The sequence below is a fragment of the Microcoleus sp. PH2017_35_SFW_U_B genome (genome assembly GCF_020737865.1).
Lineage (GTDB): Bacteria > Cyanobacteriota > Cyanobacteriia > Cyanobacteriales > Microcoleaceae > Microcoleus.
Genome location: NZ_JAEQDE010000122.1, coordinates 1 through 17,734, shown reverse-complemented (window position 1 = coordinate 17,734; position 17,734 = coordinate 1). Strand labels below are relative to the sequence as shown.

The 17,734-nt window shown below is 45.5% G+C and carries 18 protein-coding genes and 1 pseudogene; 7 read left to right on the top strand and 12 right to left on the bottom strand.

Annotated elements, in window-relative coordinates:
- Positions 1 to 55 precede the first annotated feature (55 nt).
- The 9 genes and pseudogenes from JGK36_RS29115 to JGK36_RS29075 all read right to left on the bottom strand — a co-directional run bounded on the left by JGK36_RS29115 (position 56) and on the right by JGK36_RS29075 (position 9,055).
- Positions 56 to 907 (bottom strand): ABC transporter ATP-binding protein, encoded by an 852-nt coding sequence (locus tag JGK36_RS29115; protein ID WP_293198844.1) that lies wholly within the window; start codon positions 905 to 907, stop codon positions 56 to 58.
- Between the two features lie 452 nt (positions 908 to 1,359).
- Positions 1,360 to 2,034: a hypothetical protein gene (locus JGK36_RS29110; RefSeq protein ID WP_293185457.1), complete on the bottom strand. Its 675-nt coding sequence runs from the start codon at positions 2,032 to 2,034 to the stop codon at positions 1,360 to 1,362.
- Between the two features lie 2 nt (positions 2,035 to 2,036).
- A complete protein-coding gene (locus tag JGK36_RS29105; RefSeq protein ID WP_293198842.1) occupies positions 2,037 to 2,693 on the bottom strand; it encodes a hypothetical protein in 657 nt (218 codons plus the stop codon).
- A gap of 79 nt (positions 2,694 to 2,772) precedes the next feature.
- Complete coding sequence (locus JGK36_RS29100) at positions 2,773 to 3,024, bottom strand: TIGR02450 family Trp-rich protein (RefSeq protein ID WP_293185459.1); 252 nt, start codon at positions 3,022 to 3,024, stop codon at positions 2,773 to 2,775.
- 58 nt (positions 3,025 to 3,082) lie between these two features.
- The gene (locus JGK36_RS29095; RefSeq protein ID WP_293185460.1) at positions 3,083 to 4,288 is read right to left on the bottom strand and encodes a transposase; all 1,206 of its coding nucleotides are present in this window, start codon (positions 4,286 to 4,288) and stop codon (positions 3,083 to 3,085) included.
- Positions 4,289 to 5,090: 802 nt separating this feature from the next.
- On the bottom strand, positions 5,091 to 5,330 hold the full coding sequence (locus JGK36_RS29090; protein WP_293148907.1) for a hypothetical protein: 240 nt from the start codon (positions 5,328 to 5,330) through the stop codon (positions 5,091 to 5,093).
- A gap of 1,379 nt (positions 5,331 to 6,709) precedes the next feature.
- Positions 6,710 to 8,545 (bottom strand): caspase family protein, encoded by a 1,836-nt coding sequence (locus tag JGK36_RS29085; RefSeq protein ID WP_293192605.1) that lies wholly within the window; start codon positions 8,543 to 8,545, stop codon positions 6,710 to 6,712.
- A 105-nt stretch (positions 8,546 to 8,650) separates the two neighbouring features.
- A pseudogene (locus JGK36_RS29080) lies at positions 8,651 to 8,773 on the bottom strand (hypothetical protein); the annotation flags it as partial.
- Between the two features lie 111 nt (positions 8,774 to 8,884).
- Complete coding sequence (locus tag JGK36_RS29075) at positions 8,885 to 9,055, bottom strand: hypothetical protein (RefSeq protein ID WP_293185464.1); 171 nt, start codon at positions 9,053 to 9,055, stop codon at positions 8,885 to 8,887.
- Positions 9,056 to 9,285: 230 nt separating this feature from the next.
- Between JGK36_RS29075 and JGK36_RS29070 the strand changes: the two genes are divergently transcribed.
- The 5 genes from JGK36_RS29070 (at position 9,286) to JGK36_RS29050 (ending at position 13,705) form a co-directional block, all read left to right on the top strand.
- Entirely contained in the window at positions 9,286 to 9,987 is a 702-nt protein-coding gene (locus tag JGK36_RS29070) for a V4R domain-containing protein (protein WP_293185466.1), read from the top strand.
- A 101-nt stretch (positions 9,988 to 10,088) separates the two neighbouring features.
- A complete protein-coding gene (locus JGK36_RS29065) occupies positions 10,089 to 10,355 on the top strand; it encodes a hypothetical protein (RefSeq protein WP_293185469.1) in 267 nt (88 codons plus the stop codon).
- A 172-nt stretch (positions 10,356 to 10,527) separates the two neighbouring features.
- Positions 10,528 to 11,001 (top strand): phycobilisome protein, encoded by a 474-nt coding sequence (locus JGK36_RS29060; RefSeq protein WP_293185471.1) that lies wholly within the window; start codon positions 10,528 to 10,530, stop codon positions 10,999 to 11,001.
- 190 nt (positions 11,002 to 11,191) lie between these two features.
- Positions 11,192 to 11,854: a V4R domain-containing protein gene (locus JGK36_RS29055; RefSeq protein WP_293185472.1), complete on the top strand. Its 663-nt coding sequence runs from the start codon at positions 11,192 to 11,194 to the stop codon at positions 11,852 to 11,854.
- 684 nt (positions 11,855 to 12,538) lie between these two features.
- Positions 12,539 to 13,705: a pentapeptide repeat-containing protein gene (locus tag JGK36_RS29050; RefSeq protein WP_293192603.1), complete on the top strand. Its 1,167-nt coding sequence runs from the start codon at positions 12,539 to 12,541 to the stop codon at positions 13,703 to 13,705.
- A 99-nt stretch (positions 13,706 to 13,804) separates the two neighbouring features.
- Here the strand turns inward: JGK36_RS29050 and JGK36_RS29045 are convergent, their stop codons facing one another.
- The 3 genes from JGK36_RS29045 to JGK36_RS29035 form a co-directional block, all read right to left on the bottom strand.
- Positions 13,805 to 14,275, bottom strand: a complete 471-nt coding sequence (locus JGK36_RS29045; protein ID WP_293187096.1) for a phycobilisome protein — start codon at positions 14,273 to 14,275, stop codon at positions 13,805 to 13,807.
- A 38-nt stretch (positions 14,276 to 14,313) separates the two neighbouring features.
- Complete coding sequence (locus JGK36_RS29040) at positions 14,314 to 14,796, bottom strand: 2Fe-2S iron-sulfur cluster-binding protein (RefSeq protein ID WP_293187095.1); 483 nt, start codon at positions 14,794 to 14,796, stop codon at positions 14,314 to 14,316.
- Between the two features lie 85 nt (positions 14,797 to 14,881).
- The gene (locus JGK36_RS29035; RefSeq protein WP_293187094.1) at positions 14,882 to 15,193 is read right to left on the bottom strand and encodes a hypothetical protein; all 312 of its coding nucleotides are present in this window, start codon (positions 15,191 to 15,193) and stop codon (positions 14,882 to 14,884) included.
- 94 nt (positions 15,194 to 15,287) lie between these two features.
- Between JGK36_RS29035 and JGK36_RS29030 the strand changes: the two genes are divergently transcribed.
- Both JGK36_RS29030 and JGK36_RS29025 read left to right on the top strand, forming a co-directional pair.
- Positions 15,288 to 17,228, top strand: a complete 1,941-nt coding sequence (locus tag JGK36_RS29030) for a serine/threonine-protein kinase (protein WP_293198840.1) — start codon at positions 15,288 to 15,290, stop codon at positions 17,226 to 17,228.
- A 62-nt stretch (positions 17,229 to 17,290) separates the two neighbouring features.
- Positions 17,291 to 17,452, top strand: a complete 162-nt coding sequence (locus tag JGK36_RS29025) for a hypothetical protein (protein ID WP_293187092.1) — start codon at positions 17,291 to 17,293, stop codon at positions 17,450 to 17,452.
- Positions 17,453 to 17,734 lie beyond the last annotated feature (282 nt).

The following is a 17,734-nucleotide window of genomic DNA, read 5'->3' as shown; positions in this document are numbered from 1 at the left end:
AATTGAGAAGGATGGAGTTATCTAGGAGAACCGAAAAAAAGCAATTAGACATTAATCAATCTAACTGTCTGCCAGTCAGTTCTACAAAAATATCCTCTAAATTAGAAGGACGAACCATCATACCAGTCTTATCCTCTTTCGCATCCAGATAAAAATTCGCTTCTTCCAAAGTCGGGAAAAACTTGTATTCCCAGCGATCGCCTATTTGCTTCATCACCAACCCTTGACCGTGTTCTTGCCGCAGTTGCGCTAGCGTTCCCAATTGAATCAACTTACCGCCGTCCATAATCCCGATGCGATCGCACAAATACTCTACCTCATCCATATAATGCGTCGTCAACAGCATAGTCATCCCCTGCTTGTTCAAATCTAGAATAATTTCCCACAACCTGCGCCGCGTTTGCGGGTCTAACCCTACAGTCGGTTCGTCCAAAAATAAGATTTCCGGTTCATGCAAAAGCGATCGGGCAATTTGCAACCTCCGCTTCATTCCACCCGACAAAGTTTTGACTAAATCATCCCGTCTTTCTGCTAATTCTACATATCCCAACCACTGTTTAATCAACTGTTGCCGTTTCGGGTTGGGGATGTGGTGCATCCGCCCGTGAAACTCCATATTTTCCCATACAGAAAGCTCATTATCAACGCTAGTTTGTTGTAGCACAACGCCGATGGACTGTTTAACTTGCAAGCTTTGACGCATCACGTCATATCCAGCTACCTGAATTTGACCGCTGCTGGGTTTAGTCAGCGTAGTCAGCATCCGAATTGTCGTCGATTTTCCGGCACCGTTGGGGCCCAGGAGACCGAACATTTCTCCGGCTTCAATCGTGAACGAAAGGTCATTGACAACAGGAATTTTGTTGTAGATTTTGCAGGCATTTTGCAGGGAAACAGCGGCAGTCATAGGTATTTTTGTATCAATTATTGCGATCGATCTCTTGTTTCTGGGCCAGAGTTTGCCTGGTCAATCAACCATAATACTTGTGGCGGGTTTACTAACAATCTCAGATTCACATCCACAATAATATCTATCAACCTGCCCCAACCAAACGACAAAATTTGATGGCGGGCAATTCAACAGACATGATATCATCTCTGGATGCAGCAACAAGTGCGATCGACTAAATTTTCTGGTAACACTCATCGTTAAAAATAGCATAAAAATTAGGTTTTTATGCTATTTTTAACGAAGAATCTTGTTAGGGCAACCAATCTGAGTCTCACCCTCAGGTATCAGGCTGAAATTAAAATCAGACTATTCATTACTCCAATCCTCGGACTTCTAGGTAGAGGTCGCTCTCAAACTGTCAACTGTCAACTGTCAACTGTCAACTGTTGAACGCTGGCATTACCCGCTTATTGCGGTTGAGTTAAGTCAGGGGTCAGTTCCACGATCCGCTTGTCAAGTTGGCGCGCGACTGAACTCATTGTTATAGCGGGTTTCTTGCCATCAACATACAGAATCATCAGATAACTTCCTATTTTTCCCCGTCGAAATACCGCGATTTCGAGATTCATCGTCACACCTTGTATTTTTCCTTGATTTGTCCACCCACGCGATACCTCCCCAATCTTTTCTTCTAAAGTTAAATTAGTAAGATTAGTAAATTGATATTCATTCTTACCACTACTGTTTAAACCTTTGGAGAACTCTTTAGCAAAAACATCTTCACGCATATCTGCGTCAAATTTAGCTCGCTCGATCTGGTTGGTCAGTTTTTGTGTAAATCCTAGGATTATTTGAAAATGCTGATCGTCGTTTTTGTTATAACCAAACACACTTGCTGGTTTCAATGTCTGGAGACCGCTGACCAGTTTTTGCATGGTCGGAAGTGGCATCTCTACAAAACCTGCGGGTAAGTCTTGTAAGGTCAGGACTAGGTTGGGCAAGTCCGCTGCGGGAGTTGGAATATCCGCAGATAGAGTATTGGGAAGAGAGCGAATTGGAATTGCGATCGACTCTTTGCCAAGCGCACTGGCCAATCCAGCACTAATGAGCAAACATACCAAGAACACAAGTTTTTTTTTCATTCTTATTGCGGTTGAGTTAAGTCAGGTTTCAGTTCCATGATGCGCTTGTCTAGTTGCCGCGCGGTCGAGCTACTTGTCATAGTGGGTTGTTTGCCGTCGAGATAGATAATTGCGACAAAACTTCCTATTTTTCCCCGCCGAAACAGCACGAGTTCGACATTGATGAGTAAACCTCGTATTTTTCCTTGACTTCTCCATCCACTCGATACATCGCCAATCTTATCTTCTAAACTTAAAGGCATAGCATTAGCAAAATTAAATTCCTTGTTGCTACTGTTTAAACCTTTAGAGAACTCTTGTGCAACTTTCTCTTCACGGACTCCTGCATCAAATTGAGATCGATCGATTGCGTTGGGCAGTTGTGTTGTAAATCCCATGACTATTTGAAACTGCTGGTCATCACTCTTTTGATAGCCAAACACGCTTGCTGGTTTAAAGTCAGGCGTACCAGTGCCCATTCTTTTGAGACTCGCAGGTGGCATTTCTGTAAAACCTGCGGGCAAGTCTTGTAAAGTCAGGACTAAGCCGGACAAGTCTGCTGCGGGAGTTGGAATATCGGCAGACAGAGTATTGGGAAGAGAGCGAATTGGAATTGCGATCGACTTTCCGACAACTGCACCGCCCAATCCAGCACTAATTAGCAAACACACCAAGAACACAACTTTTTTTTCATTACTTCACCCTCTTGCGATTACCATGACCAATCTCTAACTCACTCTACCCCCAAAACGCTATCTTTTACTCTACCGCTTCTAATTCCTCTAATTCTTGTGTAGACTGCCATCCAGCTTGCCAGAGCGATCGATCTTTGAGCTGTTTGGCGTTCAGCCAGAAACGGACATTTGGATCGCAAGCCGCCACCATTTCCGCAAAAACCCATTGACCTTCGTTTTTTCTGTTGACTACTTGAAAGTGCCGCCACCCCCAAGTTTTTTGGTGAGAAGTCCATCGGGAACCAACTAAATAAGGAAATTTTTGTTTTTTCGGCACAGTGTTTTTGTTGACAAATATATGAGAAAGCAAGTTAATTGCATTGACACTCCCCGCCCTATAAGTGCGGGGATTCTAGGTTCACAGTCGCAACTTGCTCAACCAGGGTTGCCCCAAGTAGAGTAGAGGTTACAACTCCCCCAGCGTTACTTTGGGGATGTCCTCCCCTAGATTTTGCTTTAAGCAAAATGTTGATAGCCGCGTTTGTATCTCTGTGCAGGTTACAGCCGCAAACACAAACATGAGTTCTAGCACTCAGAGACTTTCTGACAACTCGTTTGCATTGGCTGCACTCAGCACTCGTGTAGTGAGGGGGAATAGCAACAGCTAGTTTTCCAAACTTGGTAGCAAAATAGTGAATCCACATTCTGAATAGATACCAGCTAGCGTCTGCAATAGATTTAGCTAAGCAGTGGTTTTTGAGCATATTGCTAATTTTTAAGTCTTCGTAGGCTACTAAATCGTTAGATTTGCATACGTTACGCGCCAATCTCTTAGCGTGTTCATTCCGTTGCCTACTTACCCTTAAATGTTTCTTGGAATATCTAGCCCTTGCTTGACGGCGGTTGTTCGATCCTTTCTGTTTTTTATAAATGCGACGTTGAGCGTGCTTGATGTCAGGTTCAGATTTTCTCAAGAATTTAGGATTGGGTTCGTGATATCCGTTGGAATCTGTGTAGAAAGATTCCAAACCAACATCTAAACCGATCTCTTTCCCTGAAAGAGGCTGAATATCTCGACACTCAACATCGACGCAAAACTGACAGTAATAGCCGTCGGCACGGCGCACCAATCTCACTCGTTTAATAGCTACTACTGGATAAGTATGGATGTCCCATTTACCCAGCAACTTTAGCTCTCCGATACCCTTCTTGTCGGTAAAGGTGATACGCCGTTTGGTTGGAATTAGCGACCATCCACTTGTCTTGTACTCAACCGAGCGATTGGATCGCTGAAATTTTGGGTAGCCCTTTTTACCCGGTTTTTTCTTTTTACAGTTGTCGTAAAATCGAGATATAGACAGCCATCCCCGCTCGGCAGCAGCTTGTACTGCCATCGCATTAAGCTCTTTAACAAAGGCGAATTCTTGGCGCAGTTTTGTAGAATACTTGTTCAAAGCAAATCGATCTATCTTGTCTTCCCTTGATGCGTCCATCCAGTAACGAATTGATTTGTTGCGGATGAATTGCACCGTCTGAATCGCTTCGTCGATCGCTCGATATTGAGATGGTTTTGCTTTGACTTTGTATTCAAGGACTAGCATTGATTCTCCCGCGATTTTACGCTTATTCTAGTATACTACAAGCAGAAAAAACTTCCCGTAAAATATCAAAGCCGTCCTATAAGGACGGGATTTGAAACCCAATTTTCTGATAACTTTTTCTGTGGGATGATATTAATATCATAAATAAAAATTGTTCCTTAGTTCAAGTCATTCACCGGATATCCTCCCTCAGAAAGTTCCACATCTCCAACCGTTACCGTCCAGCCCGACTCCCACGCCTAACCCGGACAAAAATTTCAGATTGTTGCCGGCCCTTCTACAAATGCTGTACCGCGTGAAATTCATACCTGCGACAGTTGCTCAGTATTTAATAGAGGAGAACTCCCAACTCTTTACTCTGTCTGCAAGTAGATGGGTTTATTGTAACTTGCAGGAGTTTCGTCGCGGGACTCAAAAATAAAGGCAGTCTCGCGACTGCCCGTGTAATTAGTTATACCTATTCGATAGGGTTGATTTTTCAGCCGATCGACAAATAGCAAATTTATCCAGCACGAACTCAATCTTGAATCTCAAATCTAAAAGCAAATAACCCAGGTTTTAGTTGTGGACAATAACCCCGTTCTGCGAAACTTACTCAAATCTACTTTTAGAGCAGGTTTGACGCTCACTTCCTGTGTCTGCCAAAGCGGTGGGCCGCTTCCGATCCGCAGGCATTTTTCGGGTTCAACTCTCCCTACAAACATTTTTTCAATCCGAATTGTGTCTCATTGACCCTGTAGGGTTCAACAAAAAAGCACTTTTAGACAAGATTGACTAATTTATCTGATTCTGTTGCTGCCCCTTAATTACTTCCGTGTGAAGGCTTGTGGCCCGATAAATCCAGAGGAAGCTGGGGAAGCCGGAGTCGCACTGCATTTGTTTGCAGCCAGAGAGTGATGGCGTGCTTCCGCTGTGGAGTCACGTACTCTCCGGGTCTGATCACGCCAGCACAGACGCCGATGTTTTTAATAAGGGTTTCTCGCTCCGATGAACTTGCACCCTGTAGCAACCTGACTTGGGCTTTGATAAAATCCACGTTCATAGCAGAAAGTAAAAGTAACTAAAGAACTCAGTTAAATAGCGATGCTTTGGTTCCAATTGTAACTCTAAAACCACTTGGTACGAATCCAATTGATTCAAGATCCCCGGGATGGGGATCGGGGCCTCTAGAGCTAGCCAACTTTATTTACTTTATCTGTTTTTGCTAGCAAAAGTGTCACCATGCTAGCAGTTTTGACAGAATTTTCCATAGTTAAGAACTGTTACAAATTTACCTAGCCTCCTACAATAATGCAGAGTTTAGTGCTAACGCTACTCTCCGGGACTCAAAAAATTCAGCACAGTCTCCAGATCCTTGCCTTCTTACGTTTTAGCCTCCCCCATAGGGAAGGGATCGATCGCCAAAAATTCCTCTTACATCGCCCCTCTTAACACCCAGACACTACCACCTCACCCTATTGATTTAGATCCCCGCATATGCCTTGCTGTGGACTATAACTTTAGGCATACGTATTGTTACGGGGGCTACCATAAGCGAGCAAGTGTTAATTCTTGTTTATAGATGATATATTTTTTGGCTATTCTTCCAAAGCCATGATTTGTGTTAATTAAGGCAGCTTTATGATGTCCGCACCAACTAAGACTCGGAACTTCTGAGTCGATACATTTTGCTCTCTGTGGCGATGAATTTGTTTTCTAAATTCATTGGGGACGATCGCACACCGACGACAATTGCGAGTTGCGGCTAATTTTGTATAATTTATAACAGAGTGATTAATTCTAATAATTTAAAAACAGCACAATTTTCAATTTTTTCCCATCCGTCACTCGCTCCTAACAGCCAAAAAGATGGGTCAAACAAATCAATACGGCAATACCCACACCCTCAATCTTTAAAATCCCGATTTCACCTTCGCATTTGGTAGTCAATAGCAGTTATATATGGCGGAATTTGCTAGTTCCTAAACTTAAGAGTAAGTATCGAATTACAGCAAAACAGAAGCAATTAATGCCAAAATAAAAAAATAATTTTAGATTTAAGCTGACTTATTGAGGATTTTGGCATCAATCATTTTTTCATAAAACCATCGTTACAGCCATCATTGCGGTAAAAACAAACCTGGCTTTTGAGTCTGGAGAGGCTGGTCTATGGAGGTTTTGGAAATATTGGACGTACACGATAAATATTGATTAACACGCATCTACAATATGTTTTAGTTTCGCAAAAGGCATCGACCTGATAGCATATAAAATCCCCTCTCGCTGGCTCTGCGAAGGGGAAATAGTCCATGATATTATTGTTTAATACGCTCGATGTGTCGTTATCTTCTTGCACTATCAAGAGGTATGGATTGCTATACCTATCTTGACCCCCTAGCTAAGATAATTTCCCGGTGGTAAACCGGAAAATCATTAACTAAATCAACCTTTTTTCTGGCGTTGCAGCTTAGTTTTCCAATTGGCGATCGCCTTTTGAGCCGGCTCATAACTCTTGGTACCCGACGGCACCAGGGAAGCAGCTTCAACTGCCTCTTTCAACTTTCCTTGAGAGGCACGCAACTGAGCAATTTTGAGAATAGCTCCGCTCCACTCTCCAATCAACTGCTGAGCTTCTTCATGCTTTGGCTGACCGGGCTGAATTTTATTCGCTTGCTGGATGCCTTTACTGTAGGAAGAGGCAGCCCCCCGCTTAATTTGACTCGCAGCCGCCGATAGCAAAGCAGCATTGACATCCTGCTCTTTGGATAGCTCCTCCCACTGAACGATCGCCTGTTTCGACTGATTGTAAACCGCTTGATTCACATCAGGCATTAATTTAGCCGCGCCGATCGCCCCGGAGAAATTGCCCCTAGCAGCCCGCCCGTTAGCAATATCCAAAATCACCAAACTCCAGCGCTCAATATCCTGCTGAGCCTGCGGGTAGAGCGGATCGTTAGGCGGAATCGTTCGAGCCTTAACCACCGCTCGATTAAAACTAGAAGCCGAACCATCCTTGAGGAAAGTTTTTGCCTCAGCCCACACCTGCTGGCTTGAGGGAGGCTGCTTGCTATCAGTCGCTGCTTGTACCGCGCGCGGTTGGTTCTGCGCCACTCCACCACCAGCAGATTTTTGAGTCCCGGGGTTTTGGGCATTCTCAGCAGGCGATCGAGAATCTCCTTCCTGCTGACCGATAAAAATCGATTTGTTCGTCAGAAAAACACCCAACAGCAGCACCAAAGCGGTAGCTCCACTCCACAAAACTAACTGCTGTAAAAATGACTTATCCGATCCCCCGTTATCCGTATCCTCGGGCTGTTGCGAGTTCGGTCGATCGCCCCCCCCACCGCTTCCTGGTCTGACAGCATTCGGCTGCGACACAGGAGTCCTCTCAACCGAGGCATCAACCGCGTTGCGAGTTGCCTCGGGCACCTCCATTTGAGCAGTAGCCACAGCCATTTGCGGGCGATCGATCCCATCAGCCATCGCAACCGTCATATTGCCGTTGCGTCCGGCCAATGCAGAAGTCGGCACCCCAGCAGCATCAGGCAAAATCACCAAATGAGCCTTTCCAGGAGGATTCACCACCATCAAAGGTTCTTGTTTGGGACGCAAATGGTGGTCGCACAGCTCCGGTAGCCGATCGCTCAAGAAACGGTCTAAACCCTTAAGCGTCATGCACTGTCCCGATCGCAGCCCCTCTAAAAGCGCCGTCGTAAAAAATCCTTGACGCAGAGCAGAAGTTTCGCGCGAAACTTGATTCGGGCGGCAAGAAAGCACCGTCGGGATTTCCAGTTCCCGGGCCAGCTCTGCCGTTTGAGTGCCGATCGTTTCCCCCGCCTTCACTGTCTGGCTGCGGTTCATATCCACCAGCACCAACACCGTTTCCGTAGGAGCATTTTTCAGAGTATTCAACAGCAACTCTACCGGAATCCCCGTACCCTGAATGTCAGCCGGATTGCCATCAACAGGCATCAAATAATCCTTACCTTCATAGCTGACACCGTAGCCGCTGAAAAAACACCAAAGTAAATCTCCGTGTTGTAAATGTTCCGCGCAGAGGCTTTCGGTCAATTTCAGAATATTTTCCCGATTCGGATACGTAGATTGACCCCACAGCGACGGCGAGCTATCCGTCATCAACAGACATCCATCCGGCGCAAAACCAGCCTCCTCAGTCAAAAAACCGTAAAGTGCCTCTGCATCCTCTTGTGCATAACTCAAAGGCTGGAGTAACTGATATTGATTGATGCCTATTGCAATACAAGCGTGATGTTTCATCCCATATGCCCTATATATATAGTGGACAGATACATTTAACCCAGTAGAGGCTGGCAATCAGCCTCTACTGTGTATGGCGCGATGTGGTAAGATGCAATCTCACGACTATGCGGAGGTATCTCTCAAAGGCTTTAACAAAATGTTAAAGGCGCCATTTATCTCACGACCAATTGCGTGACCGCATTCAGGGGCAACAAATTGTTTGTTACCTGGTAATTTTGTGTGGCTCTGTCCACACTTTCAACAGCTTTTAGATCTATATTCTTCCATTACGTCTACTACAATACATCCACGTTTAGATGCTTGATGCTTCAACGTTTGAAAGAAACGGTATGCAGCTCATGCTACCATCGCTGCTGCTGTTTTGGTAGCCAACCGACCTTCCGGTGCTTTAGCATCTCGGTAGAGCGACTTTCGCTTAGTCCGCTTACCTCGATCGTTCTTCTTTCTGTTTGTGGCTGCTGACGCCTCGGCGAACCAGGGTTGGATTCGATGGTCAAGCTTGCACAAAACGATAACACATCGCCGTTTAACGTTAAAACGACTTTCGCCTCCTTAGTCAGATAAGTAGTTGTCCGAAGGCAGAACTGAAGTATCTGATACTCCTACTATATTGCAGTCAAAAATTATACCCTCTGCCTGCATTCATAAAATGACGTTAAATTGAATACACAGGTCAGTTTATTTGTTCTATGTGAACTAATTTTCAGCAAACTACACCAAACAGGAGTAAAGCGCCAATGGTCTCTACCGCCCCAAAAGAAATATCCACCCACAGGGAATCGCTATTGAAGCAAAAGCATCCTAAAACTCACAACCATTATAGGTTTCAGGATTTTTTTGCCTTCGATCGCGAGTTTGGTACAATTAACGACTGGAATAAGTCCCGCAACATTTTTACCAGCGAAGACTTCATCATCGGTTTAGTGGAGGGACTCGAAGAAGAAGTAGGCCCGGCGTCCTCTGTCATCATGTATACTATTGGTTGCCAGTGGGGGCTGCAAGATTCCGAATTTTTTCAAAAATGGTTTAGCGCCGAATTCAGCCAGAACATTCGCCAGTCGAATCTGATGTTCCTGCTAGAAACTTGGTGGTGGCCTTTCACTGCTCAAGGTTGGGGTCGCTGGGAAGTTGACATGAGCGATCGCAAACATGGCTGCATCTTCATCAACCTATTTGACTCAGCAGTTGCTCGAACTTTGGGCGACGTAGGCAAACCAGTTTGTCACCTATACGCCGGTTTGTTCGCCGGTTTCTTCGGAGCTCTAGTCAAAAAGCCTCTCAGTTGCATAGAACTCCAATGTTACTCAATGGGAGAAACCTATTGTAAATTCCTCCTCGGCAACCCAGACAAAATTGATGCAGCAGCATTCTGGCTCAACGAAGGTGCCAACGCCCGCGATATTCAAAATCGACTGCAACACGGTGAAATATTGCGGTAAACAACCTGGAAAGGCACATCCTCTGCCCTGCCTTTCCTCCCACCAATTTCGCGATCGCACGCATAGCGACCGATGGTGGGTATCTCCAGGCAGGAAGAAAGATGAAAAGTCAAACTTCATGGTTGGGTAAGTCTGTCCAAGACTTCTTTGGTCACTATAATTGGCTGGGACAACCTTTAGAAACCCAAAATGGCTCGACTTCTGGTCAAGCGCTGAGTTTAACGCGATCGGTAGCAGACTTTTTTCAAGCTATTTCTTGGGAAGGAATTCCCGAAGTAGGCGCCCTACCCCTACCGCCACCCTTGCCAGCAATTTCTATTTCTGAACCTGCCGAAGTCACCATTGACGATCTATTCGACCTCTTTTAATCTGCGTGGGGAATTGGAAATGGCCAATAGTTAATATTGGTTAGTTGTTATTTGTTATTGGTGGTAATTACGAAAACTATTACCAACTGCCAACTGCCAACTGTCAACTGTCAACTGTCAACTGTCAACTGACTTCCTTTTATCAATTACCGATTACCAATTAATTAAAATCATGCACCCTGAGATTGAGGCCCTGCTGGATCAGGCAGAAACCCGCTTTCTAAAAGGCGAAGAACTCATAGCCTTTAAGCGTCAAGCTGCAATCCTCGCCCAGCGCTTGAAAATTTACGAATTTTTGCGAGAGAAGGAAGCAAGCATCTTCCAACCAATAGCCAACAAGCTACAAGAAAAATTCCCCGACGAAAAAGAAGAAAACTTAGAACGATCGCTCAAACACTGGGTTTTAGTCTTGCGTTACTGCGCCATGGCCATGCTGCTGAACGATCGAGATTTTCTCGAACAGCGACTTCTCGACTGGGTTTCCGGTATAGTCGAAGCCCACCAAACTCAAAAAATCGAAGCAACTGTTTGCAATATGTTGCAAACTCGTTTAAAAGAACTGCTTTCCGAGCAAGCAAGAGCATTATTGCAACCATTCTTTGACCAAGCAAAATCAATGATTGTTGACCAAGGCAATAAAGAATAGGCAACAGGTAATACTTTAAAAAATGTAATTCAGGAACCATAAATTATGAGTTATAAGTAATAAATTTAATTTTAAACTTAACCCTCATAACTCCTTTTTTACAAAGAATCAATTGCCAAATCCAAATTTCCTACATCGATAATAATTAACCTCTTCCGTCTTCCTTCCACGTCCCCATTGCCGATTACCGATGATTAATATTGCCGACTTGCTCAAACAGCCCCGCCTCCCTGGAAACTACTTTGCCAGCGATGCCTACGTCCGAGGCGACCTCGAACTAGGCCTGCTCGAAAACCGCCGGGGCGATCGGCTCATAGCCCTCCCAGAAACACTGATTCAAGCCATTTATATCGGCTTAGAACAAGAAACAGGCCAAGCCGCCCGCCTCGTGCTTTTCAACTGCGGTCGTTGGTGGGGGAAAAACTTCTACGTGCGCTTTTGCGAAGAAGTCAGCGAATACTACGGCCAGCCAGTTTCCGAAATGGAAATGGTAGAATTTATTCAGTCCTTGCAACAGTGCTGGAAAACTCACGGATGGGGAAAATTTGAATTTGACCCCAGCTATTCCGAACAGGGATTTTTAATAGTAAAGATTGGTAACTCTCTTTTTGCTAAAACAGCTCCCAAGTCGAAGCGGCCGGCCTGTTATTTAGAAGCAGGCATCTTAAGTTCCTTCTTTAGTCAGCTTACAGGTCGGGAACTCCACTGCCTGCAAACCTCCTGCGAATCCTTGGGTTCGGACTGCAACCGCTTTATTTTAGGACTGCGCGATCGCCTCCAACCGGCAGATTCTATGGTCGAAGAAGGACAAGCTCATGAAGCTATTATCAGTCAGCTTTGCCAAAAAAACTGACTCGTGTAACAGCTATTAGTTTATTGTTAATAGCTATCAGCTAGGTTATTGGGCGGCTATTTTATCCACCCGACGATCGAACATTACAGACAGTTAAATTATCAAAAATCTACAGAGTTTAAAAAATGGCTCTAGCTATTTCAAAAAAGTTTGACTGTAACTCAATAAGCTTGGGTTAGCTAAGCGTTTCATTGCTGTCCCCGCTCCCTTCGGGAGCGATATGTTATGAAAGCAATCACCAAGACTTTCTTGGGTTCTCAAGTAACAACAGGTGCAGGCATAAAAATTATCTTTTTAACCCAAGCTTAAGTAGTTGGACAAGATTAATTACACTGCGATGCTCGCAAAGCTTCCCAAGTAGTAATTCCCGAGCATTTTTTGTGTAATTAATTGTGTCAGGTTACTTATTGGACTACAACTCGCACCTAGACAATTCATGATTTACCTTAGAACAATACTCCGGACATAATTTTGGCTAATTTTAATGCTCAAAGTCCTATCGAGGCAACTGCTGGAACTCGATATTTTTTTTAATATCAGTGGTGGAGCCTAACAAGATAAAAAATTACTCTTGAAGTTTAACGCCAAAAAAACGTTACATAACAGTTCAAAAAACTGTCAGTATTGTTAGAAACTCATAAAATTTAAAAACAATCACAACCTCAAACTTTTTTCTCAAACTTAATGGACGCCAATGAACTTCTAAATCGATATGCAGCCGGCGAAAGAGATTTTAGACAGGCCAACTTGCGCGGCATTGTGTTGAGTCCGATCGATTTATACCGTTCCAGCGATGCCCCAACTCTACGTTTGGACAATCTTAACGAACACCAGCACAGACCATACTTAATCGGTGCTAACCTCAGTCAAGCCGACCTCACAAAAGCCCATCTGAGCCGAGCCAACCTCAGCAAAGCCGACCTCAGCGGAGCCAATCTGACCGGCGCCAACCTCATGGCAGCAAGTCTCAGCGGAGCCAATCTCACCGACGCCAATCTCACCGACGCCAACCTAGCGGGAGCTCACCTGAATTGGGCAAACCTAACAGGAGCAATTCTCCCCAAGGCAAATCTCATAGGTGCAGATATGAGCGCAGCAAACCTCACCAAAGCCGTTCTGAGCGAAGCAAATCTAAGTAAAGCCTATCTGATTAAAGCCAATCTCAACGGCGCAAACTTGAAAGATGCAGACTTGACTCTAGCAAGTCTCAAAGAGGCAGACTTGAGCGACGCACAGCTCACCGGAGCCGAATTGTCCAAAGCCAACCTAGCCGGAGCCAACTTAACCCGTGCCGAACTCAGCAAAGCCAACCTCAGCAAAGCTAACCTCAGGCGAACTAACCTCACTCAAGCTTATTTAAACAGCGCGTGTTTGAGCGAATCAGATCTCAGCGAAGCTTGCTTGGACAGAGCAAATTTGTGCAAAGCAGATATGAGCAAAACCTACCTCAGAAAGATTACTTTGAATGGCTGCCACTTAAGCGGTATCAACCTCAGCGGGGCAGATTTGGGCGGTGTAGACTTGAGCCGCAAACTTTTAACCGGAATTAATATGGCAGAGGCATTGTTGAACGAAGCCAATTTCAGCGGTGCTTATTTGATGGAAGCTAACTTGAGTGGAGCCAACCTCAGCAAAGCCAACTTGAGCGGGGCATACCTGATCAATGCCAACCTTTCTAATTCTTGCCTGCGTGAAATTGACTTGAGCAAAGCTAACCTCAGTAAAGCCAATTTGCGGAAAGCTGACTTGACAGGAGCAAACCTCCGCGGAGCCATTCTGAGTGAGGCGGATTTGGGGGGAGTTAACTTGCTTGGAGCCATTCTTCCTAACGGCAAAATCTATCACGGTTAATGCGATACCAGTCCGCTAAAACAATACAACCGTTGCCCCTTGCTCCAAGCATTTCTGTAATCAGTCATTCCCGCTCGAAAATGGTATGACTTTCCTTGATTATTTACCGACTATAGTGCGGTTGATGTCGAGAATCGGAAAAAATAAGCTGACTTCTTCAGCAGTCAGATATTGTTTTATTACCTTTTTCATGACATCGTAGGTCACGGTCGAACTATTACGACTGTGAACAGCGCCTAAAATACTTTGCAACCAAAGCAGCAGCCGATCGCGCAACCGTTCAGTATCATTAATCAACAGTGCTGTCGCCGAATGCCTCAATACCCGCACACCATCTCCACGGCACTTTTCAGTCAGATCTTGAGAACCGCGGCGATATAAACTAGGGTCGATAGACTGCATTTGTGCTTCCACCTGCCGAATAATTTCTTTTTCAGAGGCTTGAAGTTTTTTATAAGCGCTCATCCGGTGATTTAAAGACTGAAAGTAGTCTTTCAAAAATTGCAGCTCTTCGGCAGTGGCGTAGCGTCCGTCTGCTTCCGTGCTCAAACGCGCAAGTTGGCTCAACATAGATTTTTCTCAACTACTAAAATACAAACATATCAGTTTTAAGCTTCTTTAGTACGAACTAAATATTGTCCTACTTGGAAGCGGGTTTCATTAAGCTGTGTAACGATCGAACGAGTAATTAACTTTCCCGATTCTACAACTACTTGACCCGTAATTGGGTGTAACAAATCTTGCTGAGCTCGGCGACCGATCAGAGCTTCCACATTTTCAATAGCATTAATGTACATCCCGGCAGGTATCTGTACAACGACACCCTCGCCCATAATTTGAGCCTGACAAGCAAGTCGCGAATTGGATGCCGCTGTAGTAATGACCTCCAGCGTCCTCCTCTCGCGGCGGTTCATGTCAGACAAACCTTCCATGCCCTCTTTAATGTAAACGTGGCAGGTAGCGCACATTCCTCGCCCCCCGCATTCCTTAAGAACGTCTAAGTCTTTGGAAAGTAAGGCAGCCAGGATATTCGATCGAGTTTCCACTGCCATTTCCTCGGCAATTGGATCGAGTCTAATAATTTTAACCATATTGATTTTTCATCCTGTCAAGTTCAGTATGCAAGTGCGATCGACATATTCAAAGCCAAAAAAATTTGGCTAACACTCAAAAAAGCTAAGATGGCTTGACGACAGCATCAACTTCTGGCTCTCTAACCCAGATTGCATAACCGCTAGCTGTTTTGGTAATCGCTGTTGAGTCACCCCTATTCGCCAACTTAGCCACGATGGCTAAAACCTTCGATGGTTCTTGGACGGCTTTGAAAAAACTGTAATACTCACAATCAACTAAAATAGCAGCCACAGGCAGTTCCAGATCCGGCACCCGAATCCGGCAAGATTGATACTGACTGCGAAACTCAAGGATTTTGGTAGGTGCGACCGTGCGATCGCTCCTCGGAGGCTGAGAATGAACCTGAGATAACATAGCAGTACCTGGCGATCGATTCAAAAAATTGAATTTTTGTCAGCATTCTTTACATATTTTAATACTAGCTCAAGCTTTTTCTATAATTAGACCGATGCAACATTCTAAGTACCGTATTTTAGGGCTAGTCGGACAAGGGCAATTTGGTCGAGTTTTTTGTGCCAGCGTTCGAGAAACTCCCGCCAAGGACTCCCGCCTCACCAGCCAACTGGTTGCTCTCAAAGAACTCAGCCATCAAAAAGCCCCAACTAGCGAATTTTTAAGAGAGCTGTGGTTTCTGATCACCTTGCAGCACCCCAACATTGTCACCTGCCGAGCTCTCGAACACACAGCCACAGGCAGATACTTGGTTATGGACTACTGCGAGGGAGGAACTCTCCGTAACCTGCTCAAACAAGACCGTCCCTTGCGACTGCTCGAAGGTTTACAGCTAGTCATGGAACTTTTAGCAGGCTTAGACTACGCCCACCGCCGAGGCGTAGTTCATTGCGACATCAAACCCGAAAATATCCTCCTCACTCTAGGCTCCAAAGGTTGGTCGCCGAGGCTATCTGACTTTGGCATCGCCCGCCGACTTCCAGAAATCGGTACAACTCGCCTCCACCAAGAAATTTCTCCCGACGCTACCGTAGGTTCCCCGGCATACATGGCTCCAGAGCGGTTTTACGGTCTTTATTCCCCCATGTCAGATATATATGCAGTGGGAATTTTGCTGTTTGAGTTGCTCATGGGCTACCGCCCTTTCGGCGGAGCCCCCGGAGACTTGAGGTGGGCGCACCTGAATCAACGCTTGCAACTTCCCGACGCCATCCCCGAACCGTTGCAAGCAATAGTCAAAAAATCTTTGGAAAAGCTGCCGGCCCGCCGTTTTGCCAGTGCTTCCCAAATGGCTCAAGCTCTGCGACTGATCATGTACGACCCCGCTGTCCGGCAATTGGGCGACTGCATTGTTCCTTGGGAAAACCCCACAACCAACAACGCTAAAAGCCTGAAGTCGGACACTGACTCTGCGCTGGAAGTCGAAGAGGAAAAATCATCACAGCCGGCTATTAATTTACTTCGGACTGTTCGTTATTCGGTTTTGCAGCCAAAACCGCTAATACTTCCTGCACCGCTGACTGCTTTAATTGCCACGGAAAAGTATCTCTACGCTTCTGTAGGTAAAGAGGTGAAGGTTTGGTGTCAGCCGGGACAACACGCAGTTACAACAGAAGAAATGCCGACTTCTATATTAATGCCGGAAATTGTGCGTGGCATTTTACCTGCTTCCCACGGCTGCTGCGTTCTCACTCAGCAAAAACTTTACTGGCAGGGCGACGATCGATCTGGGGAGCCTCAGTGCCTACTGGATATGGGTTTAAGGCAAGGTGCAGATGCTTTTAAAGCTGCTATTGATTCTCAGGGTCGCTGGTTGACAGTAGCTGTTCCCGGCGAACTGCGTTTTTATGCTTTAGCTGACAATAGCACTGCGGGCGATCGAGAAAAAGCCCTAAAGCCGATCGCTACTGTGGCGTTACCGGAACACTATTTACCAGAATTAACGTTTTTGGATCGACGACACGTTTTAGCCGTTTGGCCAGACAACGAACCAAAAAATCCCCAAACTATTTTTAGAGTTTACACTCGCCGTGGCACATCAGTGGGTTCTGTAAAGTTGTCTGCCAGCGTCGGACAGATGTTGTTGACACCTGAGCCTTATACCTTGCTCGGAATTCCCCAAGGTGGTAAAGCCGCTGTGTTGTCGATGAAATTGTGGCCGCTCAAGCTAGCGCGAATTCCTCTTGAAAGTTTGCCTGTGTCTGCTTGTGTAACTAAGTGGGGATGGGTGTTGGCAGATGCTGGGGGGCAGATAGCAGTGTTAAACAGTCAAGGGATTCAAGTAGGCAATTTTAGTGGCCCTGCCTCACCTCGGGCGATCGCCCCTTGGGGCAGCACAGGTTTGGTGATTGCTGCCAATACTGAGTCCGAGACTCACTTGCACTTTTTAGATGTAGATGTTGAGGAGACTAACCCGCGATCGAATCTCAAAGGCTGATAAATGGTCTAACTGAAAATGTTTGGGGGTGGCTGTAATTAAGGAGATTGTAGTTGCGGGCGATGGATTTGTGTGGGGCTAGGACTTGCAGGTGGGCGATCGATCCGATCGCATACCCCAATCTCCCTGAGTCAAGTACAACGAATGCAGGCACTACTCATATATATATGAATCAGATTGACCAATCACCTAGTGCTGTGGTGAACAGGGTGCGATCGGGCTGACACCGTAACCAAAGTCTTAGTAGCTCTGACTAAATCCAATTATATCCACCTCTGAAGTATTCTACAGACGGCTGTCAAAAACGAGATGGGGGTAAAAAAGCAGGTTCTGGCGTTAAAGCAGATGGGGCGATCGGATATGGGAGCCGGAAGGAACACCCGAAACCCATACGGTGCATGGCTTCAAAAAAAAGTCAAAATTATTTTCGCAAAACGCTTGACAAGCCCTTGCGAAATAAGTATATTAATAAAGCGCCAGAGAGAGAGCGGTTCACACCGCGAACT

Coding starts and splice junctions, on each gene's coding strand:
- JGK36_RS29040 (WP_293187095.1), bottom strand. CDS start 14,796: ATGGTTAAAATTATTAGACTCGATCCAATTGCCGAGGAAATGGCAGTG.
- JGK36_RS29095 (WP_293185460.1), bottom strand. CDS start 4,288: ATGCTAGTCCTTGAATACAAAGTCAAAGCAAAACCATCTCAATATCGA.
- JGK36_RS29050 (WP_293192603.1), top strand. CDS start 12,539: ATGGACGCCAATGAACTTCTAAATCGATATGCAGCCGGCGAAAGAGAT.
- JGK36_RS29090 (WP_293148907.1), bottom strand. CDS start 5,330: ATGAACGTGGATTTTATCAAAGCCCAAGTCAGGTTGCTACAGGGTGCA.
- JGK36_RS29070 (WP_293185466.1), top strand. CDS start 9,286: ATGGTCTCTACCGCCCCAAAAGAAATATCCACCCACAGGGAATCGCTA.
- JGK36_RS29045 (WP_293187096.1), bottom strand. CDS start 14,275: ATGTTGAGCCAACTTGCGCGTTTGAGCACGGAAGCAGACGGACGCTAC.
- JGK36_RS29025 (WP_293187092.1), top strand. CDS start 17,291: ATGGATTTGTGTGGGGCTAGGACTTGCAGGTGGGCGATCGATCCGATC.
- JGK36_RS29055 (WP_293185472.1), top strand. CDS start 11,192: ATGATTAATATTGCCGACTTGCTCAAACAGCCCCGCCTCCCTGGAAAC.
- JGK36_RS29110 (WP_293185457.1), bottom strand. CDS start 2,034: ATGAAAAAAAAACTTGTGTTCTTGGTATGTTTGCTCATTAGTGCTGGA.
- JGK36_RS29060 (WP_293185471.1), top strand. CDS start 10,528: ATGCACCCTGAGATTGAGGCCCTGCTGGATCAGGCAGAAACCCGCTTT.
- JGK36_RS29085 (WP_293192605.1), bottom strand. CDS start 8,545: ATGAAACATCACGCTTGTATTGCAATAGGCATCAATCAATATCAGTTA.
- JGK36_RS29035 (WP_293187094.1), bottom strand. CDS start 15,193: ATGTTATCTCAGGTTCATTCTCAGCCTCCGAGGAGCGATCGCACGGTC.
- JGK36_RS29030 (WP_293198840.1), top strand. CDS start 15,288: ATGCAACATTCTAAGTACCGTATTTTAGGGCTAGTCGGACAAGGGCAA.
- JGK36_RS29065 (WP_293185469.1), top strand. CDS start 10,089: ATGAAAAGTCAAACTTCATGGTTGGGTAAGTCTGTCCAAGACTTCTTT.
- JGK36_RS29115 (WP_293198844.1), bottom strand. CDS start 907: ATGACTGCCGCTGTTTCCCTGCAAAATGCCTGCAAAATCTACAACAAA.